General features: G+C 56.9%; 16 protein-coding genes. All 16 read left to right on the top strand.

The features are described 5' to 3' along the window. Positions 1-120: 120 nt before the first annotated feature. The 16 genes from E4T21_RS21175 (at position 121) to E4T21_RS21100 (ending at position 16,887) form a co-directional block, all read left to right on the top strand. Positions 121-438: a flagellar transcriptional regulator FlhD gene (locus tag E4T21_RS21175; RefSeq protein WP_149286917.1), complete on the top strand. Its 318-nt coding sequence runs from the start codon at positions 121-123 to the stop codon at positions 436-438. 11 nt (positions 439-449) lie between these two features. Further along, on the top strand, positions 450-998 hold the full coding sequence (gene flhC / locus E4T21_RS21170) for a flagellar transcriptional regulator FlhC (protein WP_149286916.1): 549 nt from the start codon (positions 450-452) through the stop codon (positions 996-998). Positions 999-1,110: 112 nt separating this feature from the next. After that, complete coding sequence (motA, locus tag E4T21_RS21165; protein WP_149286915.1) at positions 1,111-1,983, top strand: flagellar motor stator protein MotA; 873 nt, start codon at positions 1,111-1,113, stop codon at positions 1,981-1,983. Then, positions 1,980-2,909 (top strand): flagellar motor protein MotB, encoded by a 930-nt coding sequence (motB, locus tag E4T21_RS21160; protein WP_149286914.1) that lies wholly within the window; start codon positions 1,980-1,982, stop codon positions 2,907-2,909. The genes motA and motB overlap by 4 nt, the downstream gene beginning before the upstream one ends. Positions 2,910-2,921: 12 nt before the next feature. Then, positions 2,922-4,958 (top strand): chemotaxis protein CheA, encoded by a 2,037-nt coding sequence (gene cheA / locus E4T21_RS21155; RefSeq protein WP_149286913.1) that lies wholly within the window; start codon positions 2,922-2,924, stop codon positions 4,956-4,958. After that, positions 4,955-5,458, top strand: coding sequence for a chemotaxis protein CheW (locus E4T21_RS21150; RefSeq protein ID WP_149286912.1), 504 nt, complete (start codon positions 4,955-4,957; stop codon positions 5,456-5,458). Before cheA ends, E4T21_RS21150 begins: the two co-directional genes overlap by 4 nt. 142 nt (positions 5,459-5,600) lie before the next feature. Further along, positions 5,601-7,304 (top strand): methyl-accepting chemotaxis protein, encoded by a 1,704-nt coding sequence (locus E4T21_RS21580; RefSeq protein WP_420827717.1) that lies wholly within the window; start codon positions 5,601-5,603, stop codon positions 7,302-7,304. Next, positions 7,301-8,257, top strand: coding sequence for a CheR family methyltransferase (locus E4T21_RS21140; RefSeq protein ID WP_338036107.1), 957 nt, complete (start codon positions 7,301-7,303; stop codon positions 8,255-8,257). Before E4T21_RS21580 ends, E4T21_RS21140 begins: the two co-directional genes overlap by 4 nt. 100 nt (positions 8,258-8,357) lie before the next feature. After that, positions 8,358-9,416: a protein-glutamate methylesterase/protein-glutamine glutaminase gene (locus tag E4T21_RS21135; RefSeq protein ID WP_149286910.1), complete on the top strand. Its 1,059-nt coding sequence runs from the start codon at positions 8,358-8,360 to the stop codon at positions 9,414-9,416. A 110-nt stretch (positions 9,417-9,526) separates the two neighbouring features. Further along, complete coding sequence (locus tag E4T21_RS21130) at positions 9,527-11,203, top strand: methyl-accepting chemotaxis protein (protein ID WP_149286909.1); 1,677 nt, start codon at positions 9,527-9,529, stop codon at positions 11,201-11,203. A 38-nt stretch (positions 11,204-11,241) separates the two neighbouring features. After that, a complete protein-coding gene (gene cheY / locus E4T21_RS21125) occupies positions 11,242-11,631 on the top strand; it encodes a chemotaxis response regulator CheY (protein WP_149286908.1) in 390 nt (129 codons plus the stop codon). A 27-nt stretch (positions 11,632-11,658) separates the two neighbouring features. Further along, positions 11,659-12,339 carry a protein phosphatase CheZ gene (cheZ, locus tag E4T21_RS21120; protein ID WP_420827716.1) on the top strand — a complete coding sequence of 227 codons (681 nt, stop codon included), beginning with the start codon at positions 11,659-11,661 and terminating at the stop codon, positions 12,337-12,339. A gap of 119 nt (positions 12,340-12,458) precedes the next feature. Further along, positions 12,459-13,619, top strand: coding sequence for a flagellar biosynthesis protein FlhB (flhB, locus tag E4T21_RS21115; protein WP_149286906.1), 1,161 nt, complete (start codon positions 12,459-12,461; stop codon positions 13,617-13,619). After that, the gene (flhA, locus tag E4T21_RS21110; RefSeq protein ID WP_149286905.1) at positions 13,616-15,706 is read left to right on the top strand and encodes a flagellar biosynthesis protein FlhA; all 2,091 of its coding nucleotides are present in this window, start codon (positions 13,616-13,618) and stop codon (positions 15,704-15,706) included. The genes flhB and flhA overlap by 4 nt, the downstream gene beginning before the upstream one ends. Next, the gene (locus E4T21_RS21105) at positions 15,706-16,155 is read left to right on the top strand and encodes a flagellar protein FlhE (RefSeq protein ID WP_149286904.1); all 450 of its coding nucleotides are present in this window, start codon (positions 15,706-15,708) and stop codon (positions 16,153-16,155) included. The genes flhA and E4T21_RS21105 overlap by 1 nt, the downstream gene beginning before the upstream one ends. Positions 16,156-16,185: 30 nt before the next feature. Next, complete coding sequence (locus tag E4T21_RS21100) at positions 16,186-16,887, top strand: RNA polymerase sigma factor FliA (protein WP_149287360.1); 702 nt, start codon at positions 16,186-16,188, stop codon at positions 16,885-16,887. Positions 16,888-17,137 lie beyond the last annotated feature (250 nt).

Genomic DNA, 17,137 nt, shown 5'->3' with positions numbered 1-17,137 from the left:
ATGCGGCATGCAATGTATTAAAAACCCCATCAATATACACCTTGCCTTTGCCTTGTCCCAGACGCCAGCTCAGACCGGCGTTTGTTACTCAGATCAATCTAGGTATTGAGGCAAGCAAAGATGAGCTCCACGACACTAATCAACGAGATTCAAGAACTGAATCTCGCCTACCTTCTTCTCGCTCAGCGGCTATTGGCAGAAGATCGAGACACGGCCATGCTCCGTTTGAACATCGATCCACAGCAAGCCAGCCTGTTGGCCAACCTGAATGCTCGTCAGCTCACTCGACTATCCCGTACCACCCAGCTGTTATGCCACCTGGGAGTCGGTTCAGCGGAACAGCTTCGCCAGATCACCGACAACCCACGGGAACAGGGACTCAGTCATATTCACTCATCGCTATTGATGGCAACCCCTAGCGCCACTCCAATGTCTTAGGAATTCCGAGCATGGTATCCACCAAGAGTCTTGTCGATGAGATGCGCCAGGTTCAATTGGCCATCGACCTGATCATGCTGGGTGCCCGACTCCAGGTACTGGAAACCGAGACAGACCTGAGCCGCGCCCGGTTGATCCGCCTGTTCAAGGAGGTTCGGGGCAAATCCCCCCCCAAGGGCATGCTGCCATTCTCCACTGACTGGTTCATTACCTGGTTACCCAATATTCATTCATCGCTGTTCTATGCCTACTATCAGCGACTGAGAATACAGGGTTGCGTGCGTATGGAAGCCTTTGTCAAAGGTTACCGATTATACGCCGAGCAAGTCGCCGCAGGAGATGAGGAAGCGGAGCCTGTACTGGGACTTACACGAGCATGGACCCTGATTCGCTTCTTCGAGAACGACCTGTTGCAACTCTCCAGCTGTACCCGCTGCCGAGGCCGTTTTGTTGCTCATGCACATACACCGGCCCATGGTTATGTGTGTGGCATCTGTCAGCCACCATCCCGGGCTGGGAAGACTCGGCAACGCCGAGAAGCTGAAGCCAAGCGGGCCTGACGGCCCGCTTCATTGTCTGTCCACTTTTCATATGTCCATTTTCTCAAGTTCCCGCATTTTCGGTCGATAACCTCAGCATACCTTCTCCATGGCTCTGCTGAGGATCCCGGACGTGCTGATACCTATTGGATTTGTGATTGTTCTAGCGTCGGTATTCGGCGGTTATGTACTTTCGGGCGGCAGCCTGGGGCCTCTCTTTCAACCGCTGGAGCTACTGATGATCGGTGGTGCTGGCGCAGGTGCTTTCGTCGCCTCCAATCATGGCAAGGCACTCAAGTCCACCTTCCGCATCTTCTCCCGGTTACGCCGCTCCAATAGCTACAACAAGGCCATGTACATGGAACTGATGGCCCTTCAGTACCGCCTGCTTTCCAAAGCCCGCAAGGATGGAATGCTCAGTATTGAACGCGACATTGACGACCCTTCCTCCAGCCCTCTGTTCAATGACTACCCCAAGGTGCTTGCCGATCCCATGATCATGAATTTCCTCACCGATTATCTGCGTCTGATGGTGACGGGAAACATGGATCCCATGGAGATCGATGAGCTGATGCTGCACGAAATCGAGATGTTCGAACAGGAAGCCCACATGCCCGCCGATGCCATCAACAAGGTGGCGGATGCCATGCCGGCTTTCGGCATCGTGGCTGCCGTCATGGGAGTGGTGAAGGCGCTTAGCTCGGCAACAGCCGATCCAAGCGAAATGGGGGAAATGATTGCCCATGCTCTGGTCGGTACTTTTCTCGGCATCTTGCTGGGTTACGGCTTCATCAGCCCACTGGCATCACGTATCGAACGACAGACCAATGAGGCCCTGAAGGTCCTGCAGTGCCTACGCGTCACCCTGTTGGCCAGCCTGCACGGCTACCCTCCGCAGTTGGCGGTAGAGTTTGGCCGCAAGGCCTTGCATAGCAGCGAGCGCCCCAGTTTCAGCGAACTGGAAAGCCATGTTCGTGACGCCAAATCCCAAGGGGGAGGCTCATGAGTGCACCAGGCAAGTCTCGCCCCATCATCATCCGTCGCAAGAAGATCGTGCACGCGCATCATGGCGGTAGCTGGAAGATTGCCCTGGCTGATTTCATGACCGCTCTGATGGCTCTGTTTCTGGTGATGTGGATCCTTTCATCATCCAGCCCCGAGACCCGCGAGGCCATTGCTGACTACTTCAGCACACCCTTGATCACCGCACTTTCCAACGGCGACAGCCAGGCTATCAGCTCTCAGGTCATTCCCGGAGGAGGCCCCGACCCGACCTCCATCGAGGGAGAGAAGGCTCGCCTCAATCCTCGTATGCAGCATCGGCCAAGCGAGCAACAACGACGGGCCTTTCGTGAACTGCAGCGGCGTATTGAACAGGCACTGCTGAAGAATCCTGACTTGAAGGATTTACGCAAGCAGCTGCGCTTCGATATCACCCAGGAAGGGCTGCGCATTCAATTGCTCGACAACGCCAAGCGTCCCATGTTCGAGCTTGGAAGCGATGATGTTGCGCCCTATCTGCGTGAGCTACTGCGGGCCATGGCACCTCTGCTCAATGACCAGCCCAATGCCATCAGCATCAGTGGCCACACCGATAGCCTGGCCTATTTGAATGGACGCATGGGCTACAGCAACTGGGAACTCTCGGCTGCACGGGCCAATGCATCCCGGCGAGCACTCGTGGCCAACGGCCTTGATGCCGACAAACTGCTACGAGTGGCAGGACTGGCCGATCAGGTCGCAATGCCGGGCACCACAGTAGACAACCCCATCAATCGACGTATCGAGCTGGTCGTACTGTTCCCGAGTGTAGCGGAATCGATCCGCCACCCAGGCACTCTGGATCTGCCTGCATCACAGCAGACCCAGGCCAAGGACCACATGCTTGCCGGCCCGGTCACGCCGCCTTCCCGCTCCACGAACACTCCTTGAGCCCACACCGATATGGATATCCAAGATTTCAGCGATACCTTTTTCGAGGAAGCCGAAGAACTGCTGGCAGACATGGAAGGGCATCTTCTGGCCCTTGACCCTGACGTGCCGGACATCGAGCAGCTCAATGCCATCTTCCGCGCCGCTCATTCAATCAAAGGAGGCGCCGGAACCTTCGGCTTTGAAGCGCTTCAGCGCACCACGCACCTGCTGGAGAACCTGCTCGATCACGCCCGACGTGGTGAATTGAAGCTGCGAGGGGAACTCATCGATGCGTTTCTTGCCACCAAGGACGAACTTAGTGACCAGCTGGCGGCCTATCGCCATGGCACCACTCCTGATCAAGCGGCCTTCGAGCAGGCCTGCCATGTCCTGAACAGCATCGCTGACCAGGAAATTGGCGACGGCCAGAAAACCTCCGGCACTTCGGCATCCGAGAGTAGTGCCACCTCTCTGCCTTCCGCACAGGCCCCACAGGCCGCGCAATCCCTGATTGTCACACTGAACAACGTCAGCGAACAGGATATAGGTCTGCTGATAGAAGAGCTGGGGCAGTTGGGAGACATAGTTGAACAGCACAGTGATGCAGACCAGTGCCGGGTTGTATTGGCCACGACAGAAGATGCCGATGCCATCGAGGCGGTGATGTGCTTCATTGTCGAACCAGAGCAGGTCAGCATCACTCCCATGGCGAGCACCACACCAACGCCCGTCGACAAGGTGCCGGCTACTGACACGCCCCCCTCCAGGAAAGCCAGCTCCCCAGCCATCCGGCCTGCAAAAGCCAAGCCCGCCCAGGAAAATGGCTCCATTCGGGTTGCCGTGGACAAGGTCGATCAGATCATCAACCTGGTTGGTGAGCTGATCATCACCCAGTCGATGCTTGACCAGACCGTCAGCGAGTTGCAGGGCAACGAGCATGCCGCGCTGCTCGGCGGAATGAGCCTACTGCAGCGCAATGCACGAGACTTGCAGGAAGCCGTGATGTCCATTCGCATGGTGCCAATGGACTATGTCTTCAGCCGCTTCCCTCGCCTGGTTCGCGACCTGGCCAGCAAGCTCGGCAAACAGATCGAACTGGTCACCGAAGGAGAGTCCACCGAACTCGACAAGAGCCTGACCGAACGCATCATCGATCCCCTTACCCACCTTGTGCGCAACAGTCTCGACCACGGTATCGAGCTCCCCGATGCGCGAGCGGCGGCCGGCAAACCCTCTACCGGGCGCCTGACGCTGTCGGCTCAGCATCAGGGCGGCAACATTCTCATCGAGGTGATGGATGACGGCACCGGGTTGAATCGCGAGCGCATTCTCGCCAAGGCCAGCGAAAGCGGGCTAAACGTCTCGGACGCCATGAGCGATGAGGAAGTCTGGCAGTTGATCTTTGCTCCGGGTTTCTCCACTGCCGCAGAAATCAGCGATGTCTCCGGGCGCGGCGTTGGCATGGATGTGGTCAAGCGCAACATCCAGGCCATGGGCGGGCATGTCGAGATTCTCTCACGTCCCGGGCAAGGCACCACCACTCGCATCGTGTTGCCGCTGACACTCGCCATTCTCGATGGCATGTCGATCCGGGCTGGCAAGGAAACCTTCATTCTGCCTCTGTCAGCAGTTATCGAATCGCTACAGCCAGCCAAGCAAGACCTTTACGCCATCACCGGCGATGACCTGGTACTCAAGGTCCGTGATGAATATCTCCCTATTGTGACTGTTCACGAAGCACTGGACGTGGACGGAGCCTGTACCGAGCCAACCGAAGCTATTGCCGTAATCGTGCAGGGAGAAGGGCGGCGCTATGCCTTGCTGGTAGATGATCTCATCGGCCAGCAACAAGTGGTGGTGAAAAATCTTGAGACCAACTATCGCCGCGTTCCCGGTGTTTCTGCGGCCACCATTCTCGGCGACGGTAGCGTTGCGCTGATTCTTGATATCACTGATCTACATCGCCTGCATCGTCACAAGAAAGCCACCCTGTCACCAGGCCAGCATGACCAGACGATACCTGCTTTTCTGCCCCAGCCACCTATGTCACAGGAAATGATGCCATGACCGACTTGAGTGAAGGCTCTGCACTTGTCGCCAGCGACCTCAACCATCAGGAATTCCTTGTCTTCTCTCTCGGTGACGAGGAATACGCCATCGACATTCTCAAGGTTCAGGAAATCCGCGGCTACGAGAATGTCACCCGTATCGCCAATGCGCCGAACTTCATCAAAGGAGTCACTAACTTACGCGGAACCATCGTTCCCATCGTCGACCTGCGCATCAAGTTCGCCCTCGAAAGGGTCGCCTACGATGGGCAGACCGTCGTCATTGTGACCAACGTCGGTCAGAGAGTGATCGGCATCGTGGTCGATAGTGTCTCTGATGTCATGACCTTGCTCCCCGAGCAGATCAAGCCTGCTCCGGAATTCGGCTCCACCCTGTCATCTGACTATCTCAATGGCCTTGGCTGTCTTGACGACCGCATGCTGGTGCTGGTGGATATCGAACGCTTACTTACCAGTGAGGAAATCGCACTCGTCGAGCATATTTCTGAAAGCCATTGAGCCTCTGGGTGGATTCATCTCTCTGGCTAGCTTCACCTCTCTGAGCAACTTCAACCACATGGCGAAACAGCCATTTATAAAAGTTATTTAAATATTTTTTCAATCAACGATTCTATCGCATAAAACATGGAAGGTTAGAGCTGTGAAACAACTCCATAACATAAGCATTAAAGTGCGCTGGTCTCTGGTACTTTGCCTATTTGCTACATTGGTCACCATTCTAAGTGGCCTTGGGCTCTATACCTCCGCTATCAGCGAATCGTCTATCCGCGAGTTGAACGAAGTCAATGTAGACCAGCGTACCATGCTGAATCGCGCTATCTCGACGCAGTTGGTCACCCAGGTCGGAATGCGTGATATCCGCGCCAGACTGCTGGCCAACGACTGGCACGACAAGCCCGAAGAGCTTAAACAGGATGTCACCGGCCTGGACAAGAACATCGATGACCTCAACCAACTCATCAAGAGTTTTTTCGCCCTGCCAACACAACCTGATCAAACCGAGTTACTCAGCAATATTCGCACAACCTACGACACGCTTCTCAATGATGGTCTGCTGCCACAACGTCAAAGGCTGGCCGACGATAACGTCGGAGCCTTTACCCGCAATGCTCCTGACGTTCAAAAGATGGTCGACAGCTTCGAACAAGCCTGTCTGAACTTCTTTTACACTGCCACAGACCAGGGCACCACGCTGTACCGAGACTTTCTTGCACAAACGAAATTGATGCAGTGGTGCATCGTCGTCGTGCTGAGCATCGCCATCATCACCATCATTGGCATGCTCTGGGACACTACAGTCAACGTCGCCCGACCACTTACGGGCTTGATCACCTACTTCGGGGCCGTTGAAAAAGGTGACTTGTCGCACAAGATTCCCTTGATCGGCAACAAAGCCAGCATACCTATCTGTATCGGACGCTTGTACACCTCACTTGCACAGATGCAGGAAGGTCTGGTCAACATCGTGGGAACAGCGCGTAGCAGCGGAGAACTGATCTACCAGGGCTCCCAGCATATTGCCTCCGGCAATAACGACCTGTCGGCACGCACAGAACAACAGGCAGCCTCACTAGAGGAAACGGCATCGAGCATGGAAGAGCTTTCCTCGACCGTGGGCCAGAATGCAGACAACGCTCGTCAGGCCAGTCAACTCGCCAGAGAAGCCAGCAGCTCAGCCAGCCAGGGCGGAGAAGTCGTGAACGAGGTGATCGAAACAATGCAGGGAATCCGTACAGGGTCCCATCGCGTTGCCGATATCATCAGCACCATCGATGCCATTGCTTTCCAGACCAACATTCTGGCCCTCAACGCGTCAGTGGAAGCCGCCCGGGCAGGTGAACACGGCCGAGGATTCGCCGTGGTGGCAGAGGAAGTTCGCAAGCTGGCCAGCCGTTCATCAGGGGCTGCCAGCGAGATTCGTGAACTCATCGACGCCTCATTGAAACAGGTCGAGGCTGGCTCCATGCGAGTTGATGATGCCGGGCGAGTGATGAAAGAGGTGGTGAGCTCCGTGGCACGCGTCAGTGACATCATGGATGAGATTGCCTCTGCTTCCATCGAACAGAGCCATGGTATTCAGCAGATCAATGATGCGGTAACCCAGATGGAGCAGGTCACTCAACAGAACGCTCAACTGGTACAACAATCCGCAACCGCCTCCACCCAGCTTGAAGCCGAGGCCCGCCGCCTGACAACCACCATGGGACATTTCCTGCTGACAGAATTTTCCGCCTCTTCTCAGGCTTCCATAGCATCCTCACCACATTCTTCATCACATTCGCCTTCTCTTTCTTCAGCAAATATTCCTTCACAACGCGAGACTGAGGAATGGGAGGCATTTTGAACAGGCTCTCCTCCCTCCACCAGTCATCAGGGAGCAGCGTATCCAGCGATGCCAGGGCATCGCTGGGGCGCGACCTGATTCTGACAGCAGATGATTTTAATCGTATACGCGCGCTTATTTACCAGCACGCGGGTATCGTGCTTGCCGAACACAAGCAGGAAATGGTCTATGGACGCCTGGCCAAGCGCTTGAGACAGCTGGGCATCCGCCATTTCGGAGATTATCTCAGTCGCCTTGATGGGCATCCGGACAACAGTGAGTGGGAGATTTTCATCAATGCCCTGACCACCAACCTGACGGCTTTCTTTCGCGAATCGCATCACTTTCCGTTGCTGGCAAAGCATGCTCGGCAATGCCAGGGACGAATGCGTGTCTGGTGTGCAGCCTCATCCACTGGAGAAGAGCCCTACTCCATTGCCATGACCCTCAACGATGCCCTGGGACCCAGCAGCCTCGCGCAGCAACGCTTCGAGGTCATAGCGACAGATATCGATACTGAGGCACTGGCCAAGGCTCGCGCCGGAATCTACCCATGGGAACGCCTTGCACAGCTTGATGACGACCTGGTTCATCGCTACTTCCTGCGCGGCAAAGGCAGTCGTCAAGGCCAGGTCAGGATTCATCCAGACCTGGCCAGTCACCTGAGTTTTTCCTCTCTCAATCTGCTGTCTTCCCACTGGGATCTGACAGGTCCCTTCGATGCCATTTTCTGTCGCAATGTACTGATCTATTTCGACGAAGCTACCCAACAACGCATCCTCGGACGCTTCATTCCCCTTCTCAAGCCCAATGGCCTGCTGTTCCTTGGCCATTCGGAACATATTGCGGCACAGAGCACAGTCCTGTTGCGCTGTGGCCAAACTGTCTATGGGCTACCGCCAGGGAGCAAGAGAAAAACCCATGGATTGACGACAGAAGTCAAAAAAACATCTGGAAGCCCCAAAGAGTCCTAAAGCCCACCGTCATTGCGTCGATAACACTGCCATCAGGCCGTATACGACAGCGGTTTTCGTTCACAACCTGCACTTGCTACCGGTTTTCCAGGAGAGACATTTGAGCACGCCGAAAATAAAGGTGCTGTGTGTCGATGACTCGGCGCTAATCCGTAACCTGCTCCAGGAGATCATCGACGACGAGCCGGACATGGAGGTCGTGGCAGTAGCGCCAGATCCTCTGATAGCCCGCGATCTGATCAAGCAGCACAACCCGGATGTACTGACATTGGATGTCGAAATGCCACGCATGGACGGCCTCGATTTTCTCGAACGCCTGATGCGACTGCGTCCAATGCCGGTATTGATGGTGTCATCTCTGACCCAGGCTGGTTCCGAGGTCACCCTGCGAGCGCTGGAGCTGGGGGCGGTCGATTTCATCTCCAAGCCATCGATGGGGATTCGCAACGGCATGCTCGATTATGCCGAGGAGATTGTCGGTCGAATTCGCGCAGCAGCGCGTTCGAAGCCCCGCCAGCGCCCCCGAACCAACGCTCCGGTCGCGACTCTTGCCGCCCCGATGGTATCCAGTGAAAAGTTGATCATCATCGGCGCATCAACCGGCGGTACCGAGGCCATTCGCCAGGTGTTGGAGCCACTCCCCGCCAACAGCCCAGCCATTCTGATCACCCAACACATGCCTGGCGGCTTCACTCGCTCCTTTGCCGAGCGCCTCGACCGCCTGTGTCGGATCACGGTCAAGGAAGCCGAGGATGGTGAGCGTGTACTGCCCGGTCATGCCTATATCGCGCCAGGCGACCACCACCTCGAACTAGCCAGAAGTGGCGCCAACTACATCACTCGTCTGCACGATGGTCCCCCAGTCAATCGTCATCGCCCCTCGGTCGACGTGCTGTTCCGTTCAGCCGCACGCTGTGCCGGGCGCAACGCGGTCGCTGCGCTACTTACCGGGATGGGCAAGGACGGTGCGATAGGTTTGCTCGACATGCGGCAGGCCGGTGCGTCGACATTGGCCCAGGACGAGCAGAGTTGTGTGGTATTCGGCATGCCCCGGGAAGCCATTGCCTTGAACGCAGCCATGGAAGTGGTCGCACTGGATGATATTGCGGCACGTTTGATTTCGCTGGTCGCAGCCTCGGGTCGAGCCCAGCGGGTATAGCGTTTTCGAACACAGCACTTGAATATCGCGCCATCGAATATCGCGCTATCGAATACAGCACTCTTGAACCACACCAGGCACTCCAGATGTGACTGACAAGGATCGTTCAAATGTTCAACCAACTCCGCAATGTAAGTATTCACTCGTTGATCATAGCGCTACTGCTGTTCCTGATTATGCTCACCGGCACGATCGTGGCCATCGGCACCAAGACCAATGGCGAAGCCAAGCAAACCATGGCGTCAATTGATGCGGTCAACATACAGCAGCTTAATCAGCTCAATCAGACCAGCGCGGCGTTCTCGAGCGCCCTGTTCGACATGGAAGTCTATCGTGACACCGGCGAACCCAGGTTCCTGGAAAAATCAGCAGAACGCATCGAGCAATCCGAGCATCATTTCAACACCTTCGCTGCATCGGAGCGCCTGGGAGATGGTATCGCGCTCGGCGACGCTGTCGAACAGGCCTATCATGCGGTCGCCCTATCGGCACCACAACTGGTGACAGCGTTGACGAACGGCGATGTCGAGGGTTATGACAAGCTGCGCGACCAACTGGCCCCGAATATCCTCGAGCTCAACCGAACTGTGCGCGACTTCGCCGACTATGGCAATCATCGCAGCAATGCTCTCATGACGTCATTCGAGAAGGTCAGCGCCAATTTCTCGATGTTGAGGTACGTCGCATTAGCCACCATTCTGCTGGGTTATGGCACCGTCTATCTATGTATACGCCGCCTGATCGTGACGCCACTGAAACTGTCAGTGGCCACGCTGGAAAACATCGCCAGATGTAACCTGAGTTCAGAGATCAGGGTCGAGGGCCGCAACGAACTCAGCCGCCTGTTCAGTGCCATGCGCAACATGCAGGACAGTCTGACCAACACTGTCAGCGGAGTACGCCAGAGCAGTATGCAGCTCGTCAGCGTCAGTCAAGAAATCGCTACCGGCAATATCGACCTGGCATCACGCACCGAACAGCAGGCAGCTTCACTGGAGGAAACCGCCTCCAGTATGGAGGAGATCACCACCACCGTCGCACAGAACGCCGACAATGCTGGCCAGGCACGCCACCTGGCACTGGAAGCTTCTCACACTGCCGAAAAGGGTGGCGAAGTGGTCGGTCAGGTTGTCGACACCATGGGGCGCATCAGCTCAAGCTCCCGAGAAATTGCCGAAATTACCGGCATGATCGACTCCATTGCCTTCCAGACCAACATTCTGGCCTTGAATGCCTCGGTCGAAGCCGCCCGCGCAGGCGAGCAGGGCCGTGGCTTCGCCGTGGTGGCAGGAGAAGTCCGCAGCCTGGCCAGCCGCTCCGCAGAAGCCGCGCGTCAGATCAAGGCACTGATCGAGACATCCGCCAGCCAGGTGGAAGATGGCGCCTCCTTGGCCCGCCAGGCGGGCGATACCATGCGGGACGTCGTGGCTTCGGTGCGTCGGGTCAGCGATATCGTCGACGAGATCGCCGTGGCTTCACGCGAACAGAGCGATGGCATCGTCCAGATCGGCCAAGCCGTGATGCAGATGGATCAGGCGACACAGCTCAATGCCTCTCTGGTCCAGAAGGTCTCCCGAGAAGCCGAAAGCCTGTCTCGTCAGGCGAACTCTCTGGAAAGCTCCATGGCCGTATTCAGGCTGTCATCATCCCCTCACGAGACAGCCTCCCTGGCCAATCGCACGCTCACGCTCCTGCCTCTGGTGGAGACAGACGACGCATCCAGACCGCCCCAGACTTCCGGCAAGAAACCTCCCTCGGAAGATACCGATGACTGGGAAACGTTTTAACGCTAGACACATCAATTCGGATCAATAGAGGACATCCCATGGCCGACAAGAATATGCGCATCCTGGTGGTGGATGACTTTCCCACCATGCGTCGCATCGTGCGCAGCCTGCTCAAGGAATTGGGCTACACCAATGTCGAGGAAGCCGAAGATGGTGAAGAAGGCCTGGCCCGCTTGCGCGCAGAAGCTTTCGATTTCGTGGTATCGGACTGGAACATGCCTAACCTTGATGGCCTGGAAATGCTCAAGCGCATCCGTGCAGATGATGGCCTGAAGTCCTTGCCGGTACTGATGGTCACCGCCGAAGCCAAGAAGGAAAACATCATCGCTGCCGCCCAGGCCGGAGCCAACGGTTATGTGGTCAAGCCCTTCACCGCCGCCACACTTGAGGAAAAGTTGAACAAGATATTCGAGAAGCTTGGCATATGAGATCCAGGACACTACCAGGAGACAATGATGAGCGAACCACGGACGATCAATCCCGGCCTTGTGTCCACTGCATCCAACGATGAAATGGTGCAGCGCATCGGCCAGTTGGCACGCATGCTGCGCGACAGCATGCGTGAACTGGGCCTGGACAAGGAAGTCGAACGTGCCGCCGAGGCAATACCCGATGCGCGAGACAGATTGAGCTACATCGCCACCATGACCGAGCAGGCCGCAGAGCGCTCTCTCAATGCCATCGACCGCGCCCAGCCCCTGCAGGACCTGATGAGTGAGCGAGCCAATGCACTTCAGCAGCGCTGGACAACCTGCCAGGAAACCCTTCCGTTGGAGCAAGGCAGCACGGAAGTCGCCAGGCTGATCCACGATACCCAGGCCTATCTAGCCGAAGTACCGGAACATACCCAGGCCACCCGCCAGGAACTGCTTGAAATATTGATGGCACAGGATTTCCAAGACCTGACGGGACAGGTCATCAAGCGCATGATGGATGTCATCCGGGAAATCGAGCAGCAACTGGTCCAGGTCCTGCTCGATAACGTACCTGCGAGTGACGTCCGGGAAAACCGACGACAGAAGGCCCAGGAAAGAGACCAGGGCTTACTCAACGGGCCACAGATCGATACTAGCCACGCCGATGTCATGGCCAATCAGGACCAGGTCGACGACCTGCTTGATGAGCTGGGCTTCTAACCCCTTCACCTTCCCTATCCTGAAGGCCGGAGAAGACAGTCCTTTACTGCCTTTTTCCGGCCTTTGACCAGCATGGCTCGACGCACAATGGGCAGTGACTATCTCGCCCGATGACCGTCATGGCCGACCAAAGCAGCGATCAGGAAAAAACCGAAGACGCCACCCCCCGACGCAAGGAAAAAGCTCGGGAGGAAGGCCAGGTAGCACGCTCCAGGGAGCTTGCCACCTTTCTGTTGCTTCTGGCTGGTGTCATTGGCCTATGGTCCCTGGGCCATCAGCTGTATGACCTGCTGAGCTCCGTCATGGAACAGGCCTTTCTGTTCGAGCGCAGAGAGGCAATGGAGACCATGCCGATGCTGGACCAGGCCCTGTCGCTCGGTCAGCGCAGCCTGTTCAACCTGATACCGCTTTTTGTGTTGCTCAGCGTGGTTGCGTTGGCAGCACCAGCACTGCTCGGCGGCTGGCTGCTATCGGCCAAGTCACTCAAACCTCAATTGTCAAAGCTCAACCCAGTCAAGGGGTTATCACGCATGCTCTCAACCCATGCCCTGGCCGAACTGGGGAAGGCGATTGCCAAGGCAGGGCTGGTAGGCAGCATCGGGGCGATCCTTCTTCTCCATCACCGTGGCCATGCCATGGACCTGATGAGCCTGCCACTGACCGCCGCCTTGTCCGAGGCCGTACGGCTGATCGCCAGGGCTTGTGGGTTGATGGTGATGACCTTGGTCGTGGTGGTCCTTATCGATGTTCCCTATCAGCTATGGAGCCACAACAAGAAACTGCGCATGAGCAAGGAAGACATCCGCCAGGAACACAAGGAATCCGAAGGAGACCCTCAGATCAAGGGCCGCATTCGTCAACAGCAACAGGCCATGGCCCGTAGCCGGATGATGAGTCAGGTACCCCAGGCCGACGTGATCATTACCAACCCCACCCATTATGCAGTGGCATTGAGTTACCGCGAGAACAGCATGGGTGCACCGAAAGTCGTGGCCAAGGGCATGGACCACGTGGCGACAAGAATTCGTGAGCTTGCCCATGAGGCTGGCATTCCTCTGTTATCCGCGCCCCCCCTGGCCCGAACGCTCTACCACCACGTTGACCTTGATCGTGAAATCCCAGTCGAGTTGTACAACGCCGTAGCCGAGGTTCTGGCCTGGGCCTTTGGACTCCAACGCGCCGTCCATGAAGGCTCTGAGCCCCCTCCCAGACCAGCTTCCATTGATGTGCCAGAACACCTGGCCATCCCAGCCTCCCCATCCCAGGAACAACGGTCATGAAAGCCCTTCTGAATCAAGGCGGCCTGTTCGGCGTGCTCAAACAGCTACCGATGAAGGTTCTCGCCGGCCCGTTGCTGATCATCATGATCCTGTCGATGATGATCCTGCCGTTGCCACCTTTCATTCTGGATGTGCTGTTCACTTTCAACATTGCGCTGTCCGTCATGGTACTGCTGGTCAGCATGTTCTCCGAAAGGCCCTTGGATTTCGCGGCCTTTCCTGCCGTGCTGTTGTTCACTACCCTGCTGCGGCTATCGCTCAACGTGGCCTCGACCCGGGTCGTATTGATGCATGGCCACGAAGGGGGAGACGCCGCGGGCAAGGTCATCGAGGCGTTCGGTCAGTTTCTGGTCGGTGGCAATTTCGCGGTCGGATTGGTGGTCTTCCTGATCCTGGTGATCATCAACTTCATGGTCATCACCAAGGGAGCCGGCCGTATCGCTGAGGTGGGCGCCCGCTTCATGCTTGACTCCATGCCGGGCAAGCAGATGGCCATTGATGCCGATCTCAATGCCGGCCTGATCGGAGAAGATGACGCCAAACGCCGGCGTGCAGAGGTTTCCCAGGAATCAGACTTCTACGGCTCCATGGACGGTGCCAGCAAATTCGTCCGCGGCGATGCCATGGCGGGCCTGGTCATCATGGCCGTCAACATACTCGGCGGCCTGATGATTGGACTGCTGCAGTATCACATGGCCTTTGCCGATGCCGCCCGTACCTATGTGCTGCTCGCCATCGGTGATGGCCTGGTGGCACAGATACCGGCCCTGGTGATCTCCACTGCCGCAGGTGTCACAGTGTCCCGGGTCAACACCGAACAGGATGTCGGCGAACAGATGATCAGCCAGCTGTTCGTCAATCCCAAGGTCCTATGGCTGGCTGCCGGAGTCCTGGGGCTGCTGGGCCTGGTGCCTGGCATGCCCAACCTGGTATTCCTGATGTTCACAGCTCTATTGGGTGGCCTGGCCTGGTGGCTGACGCGAACATCCGAGCAGCGCCTGGTGGAAACCCAGGAGCAACAGACAGTCCCAACCGCGCCAGAAGCGCCGGAGGCCAGTTGGGATGATGTCAGCCTGGTCGATACCCTCGGTCTTGAGGTCGGTCATCGCTTGATTCCTCTGGTCGACTCACGCCAGAAAGGCGAGCTGCTGGGAAGAATCAAGAGTGTGCGCAAGAAGTTTGCCCAGGATGTCGGCTTTCTGCCTCCTGTTGTACACATCCGCGACAACCTGGAGCTCGGTGCCAACAGCTACCGGGTCACGCTCAAGGGGGCTGAGGTAGGGCGCGCAGAAGCCTGGCCCGGTCGTTGGCTGGCCATCGATCCCGGGCAGGTATCCGGCCAGCTCGATGGCAGCCCCACCCAGGACCCCGCTTTTGGCTTGCCAGCTTTATGGATCGATGCCGAGCAGCGTGAACGGGCCCAGGTGTATGGCTACACCGTGGTCGATGCCAGCACGGTGATCGCCACCCACCTCAACCAATTGCTTCACCGCCACGCCGCCGAGATGCTGGGCCGCCATGAGGTGAAGAGGCTCCTCGATAAACTGGCCAAAGACAGTGATGACAAGTCGCTGATCGAGGATGTGATACCCAAGACACTGTCCCTGGTGGCCTTCACACGCATTCTCCAGCAACTGCTGAATGAAGACGTGTCGATCCGCGATCTGCGAACGCTACTCGACACACTGGCTGAATATGCTCCCCACCAGCAAGACCCCATGGAATTGGTTGCCATGGTGCGGGTAGCACTCGGCCGAGCCATCACTGAGCAGTGGTTTGCTGGACAGGAGACACTCCATGTCATCGGCCTGGCACCCTCGCTCGAAAATGTTCTGACCCAGGCCATGAGCGGTAACGGTGCGCTGGAGCCTGGCCTCGCTGAAACATTGATGACGCAAACCGAAGATGCCCTGCATCGTCATGATGCCAGCGGGGAACCGCCGGTCATGGTAGTTCATCATTCCCTGCGTCCCCTGCTGGCCCGCTTTCTGCGTCAGCGCCTGCACCATCTGGTCGTGATGTCCCAGGCCGAGATCCCCGACGACCGTATTCTGCGCATCACCACCGAAGTCGGGGGAGCCCCCTGATGGCCAACATCCAGATAAGCATGGCCTCATGCAGAGCTCTACGTCTTTGGTCCATCAAGATCGGCCAGGTGGTTCTGCTGAACATCTGCCTCATTGTCTTCGCCAGTTCGGCCACGGCCACACCAGGTGCCTGGAGCGCAACGGCCCCACGTCTGAATGTCGCCTCCAGCGAGATACCACGACGCTCTGCTCTTCTCCGGCCACCTTCTGGCCCCATCAAGGGCGCGATCACTCGGGTGTCCTGGCATTACCGCGCGCCTCCCGGCAGTCGGCTGTCCGCTTACCTCTGCGCGAACCAGCACTGCCAGTACCTGGCCGCAGAAGGCGGGGCCAGCGATGCCTTTCACGGCCTGCCCGCCTCCGCCCCACTGCAATTCCGCTTTCGACTTCACCCGGACCAGCGCCCCGTGACGATCGAAGCGCTAGACGTGCTCGTCAACCACCGCTGAGGCATATCCTCCATGTCACAGGGAACCGTCATGTACACAGCCCAAGGCAAGATAGATCCACAAGCCCAGTTGGAAGCCTATCTCCCCATGGTCCGGCGTCAGGCACTGGCGCTGCAGGTACGCCTGCCCGCCGGAGTCGATCTCGATGACCTCATTCAAGCCGGCATGCTCGGATTGATCGAGGCTCTGGGACGTTATGACCCCAACCAGGGAGCTCAATTGTCAACCTATGCCAGTCAGCGCGTACACGGAGCCATGCTGGATGAGCTGCGTAGTCGCGACTGGTTACCTCGCAGAGTACGACGCCAGGCCCGAGCCCTGGAAACCACTATCCGCGAGCTGCAGCAGAAACTGGGGCGAGCTCCCGAAGAACATGAAATAGCGGCCACCATGGACATGGATCTAGTCAGCTATCGGCAGCTGCTCGGCGATATCAACAATGGGTTGCTATTGCCGTTCGAAGAGATCCTGGAAGAAAAGGGAGAACAGGGCTTTTGTGATCAACAGAGCTCCTGTCTGCTGAGTGAGCTGATCGAAGGCGAACAGCGCCAGGCCTTGATTGCCGCTATCGCTGAACTTCCGGAAAGAGAAAAGCTGCTGATGGGCCTGTATTACCAGGAAGAGTTAAACCTCAAGGAGATCGGCGCGGTATTGGGCGTCAGTGAATCACGCGTATGCCAGCTTCACAGCCAGGCCATACGACGCCTACGCAGTCAGCTATGTGATGACTAGAACCTGTACAGGCATCTTCCTTGGCGACCCATTTCTTGCACGCATTTCTTGCACGCATTTCGACACCATCATTAACCAGTCTTTAGGATGAACTGGTAAGCGTGCTTATCGCCTACCACATATTACTGATTTAAGTACAATTTTACACAACATCTCTTGAACTTTATGGCATTGTGAACGCAAAATTGGTATTAGAAATATATATTTATAGAAGTAGAATTATCATTCTCGCTTCCGATATGTAGGAGGG

This window comes from Halomonas binhaiensis (assembly GCF_008329985.2).
Taxonomy (GTDB): domain Bacteria; phylum Pseudomonadota; class Gammaproteobacteria; order Pseudomonadales; family Halomonadaceae; genus Halomonas; species Halomonas binhaiensis.
Note: the sequence above shows the minus strand (reverse complement) of the source record. Positions and strands in the feature narration are given on the sequence as shown.